The sequence below is a fragment of the Calidithermus terrae genome (genome assembly GCF_003574345.1).
Taxonomy (GTDB): domain Bacteria; phylum Deinococcota; class Deinococci; order Deinococcales; family Thermaceae; genus Calidithermus; species Calidithermus chliarophilus.
Genome location: NZ_QXDL01000373.1, coordinates 1 through 1,990, shown reverse-complemented (window position 1 = coordinate 1,990; position 1,990 = coordinate 1). Strand labels below are relative to the sequence as shown.

The window sequence follows — 1,990 nt, the reverse complement described above, 5'->3', positions numbered from 1 at the left end:
GGGTAGTCGGGGAGCTCGAGCAGGTCGAGCAGCAGGCGGCCTTCGGGGGTGTCGGCGGCGGTGCGGGGGGTGTAGTCCACCAGGGGCACGCCGTACTCGTCGGCCAGGGTCATCAGGGCCGCCAGGCGGGACTCGGGCGCGACCACCGCCACCTCGGTGGGGCGCATCCCCTGGGCCAGGTCGCGCTTGAGCGAGCGCAGCACCCAGCGGGCCTCGGCGACCGGGTTGGGGGCGCGGAAGACCTCGGCGCGGCAGGCCCCCGCCGCCGGGGGGAGCACCTCGAGGGGCGCGTGCCCGGGCGGGGCCTCCGGCAGCGCGGCCCACACCTCCACGACCTGCCCCAGGCCCTTCAGGAAGCGCAGCACCAGAGGCAGCAGCTCGCGGAAGCCGTCGGCGATCACCACGTCGGCGGGGGGCTCGAAGCGGGCGGCCTCCACGAGCTGCACCGCCGCGTCGCGGAAGTCGTCGTAGTCCCAGCGGCCCCAACTGGCCTTGAGCTCCTCGTAGCGCCCGAAGACGCGCTTGAAGCGCTGGCTCTCGAGGTCAGGGGCGGCGAGGTGGTCGGGGCGCACGCCGTAGCGCTTGGCCTCGGCCACGGCGCGGGCGAACAGCCGGGCCTCGCCGGGGTTGGGCAGGGTCTGGGCCTCGCTGCGCAGGGCCTCCCCCACCAGCGCGACGCGGGCCGGGCCGGTGAGGATGGGGCGCAGGCCGTAGCTGGCGGCCAGCAGGCGGTAGTAGGCCTGCTGGAAGGAGAGCACCTCGAGCCCCAGCACCGCCCCCGCCCCGGCCATCCTCCGGTAGACGTAAGACCGCTGGTGGGGCAGGCACAGCCACCACACGCGCTTGCGGGCCCCGAGCGCCTCCGCGGCGCGCTCCTGGAGCAGCCCGGTTCGCCCCGAGGCCGGTGGACCGACGATCAAACGCACACCGACAGTCTACCCAGCCGGGTATGCTGTCGGGGGTACCGCGCTATGGGTCTGCGAATCGTCCAAGTTGACGCCTTCACCAACCGGCCGTTCTCCGGGAACCCGGCCGCCGTGTGCATCCTCGAGGCCCCGCGGCCTGCCGCCTGGATGCAGGCGGTCGCGCGCGAGATGAACCTCTCCGAGACCGCGTTCTTGCACCCTGAGCCCAGCGGCTACCGCCTGCGCTGGTTCACCCCCGAGGCCGAGATCGCCCTCTGCGGGCACGCGACGCTGGCGAGCGCCCACGTGCTGTGGGAGGAGGGCCACAGCCGCAGCCCCATGCTCGAGTTCCACACCCTCAGCGGCCTGCTCACCGCCGTGCGGGCCGGGAACTGGATCGAGATGAACTTCCCCGTCGAGCCGGTGATGCCCGTCGAGTTCTCCCCCGCCCTGCTCGAGGCCATCGGCGTCAAGCCGGTGTTCACCGGCAAGACCCCGGTGCGCTTCCTCGCCGAGCTCGAGTCGGCCGACGCCGTGCGCAGGCTCCGCCCCAACCTCAGCCTCCTCGCGCAGGTGGCCCCGGGCCGCCTCATCGTCACCGCCCGCTCCGACGACCCCCGCTACGACTTCATCTCCCGCTACTTCGCCCCCGGCATCGGCATCCCCGAAGACCCGGTCACGGGCTCGGCCCACTGCGCCCTGCCGGTGTACTGGGCCCCCAAGCTGGGCAAGAAGGAGTTCATGGCCTACCAGGCCTCGGCCCGCGGCGGCGAGCTGCGCGTGACGCTGGCCGATAACCGGGTGTTCATCCAGGGGCAGGCGGTCACGGTGATGCGGGCGGAGTTGGTGGATTAGGTCGATAGCCCATAGCTGATAGCCGATAGCCCAACGCCGGGCGCGGGTCCTACGTCGTACGTCGTACGCAAGACGCAAGACGCCCTTTCTTTACCCCCCTTAACAAGGGGGGCTGGGGGGGATAAACCCTCCCCGCCGCCGGGGAGGGGTTCCTTTCACCACCAGCCACAGGCCACGAGCTTTTGGCTACCGGCTATCGACAATCAACCCCATCGACAGCTCACCGCTGC

1 protein-coding gene and 1 pseudogene are annotated in these 1,990 nt (G+C 72.1%); one reads left to right on the top strand and one right to left on the bottom strand.

What is annotated here, in order from left to right:
* Nucleotides 1–926 (bottom strand): annotated as a pseudogene (locus tag Mterra_RS20835) (ATP-dependent nuclease subunit B); the annotation flags it as partial.
* Between the two features lie 45 nt (nucleotides 927–971).
* Between Mterra_RS20835 and Mterra_RS20830 the strand changes: the two are divergent.
* Nucleotides 972–1,760: a PhzF family phenazine biosynthesis protein gene (locus Mterra_RS20830; protein ID WP_119316824.1), complete on the top strand. Its 789-nt coding sequence runs from the start codon at nucleotides 972–974 to the stop codon at nucleotides 1,758–1,760.
* The last annotated feature ends 230 nt before the right edge of the window (nucleotides 1,761–1,990 follow it).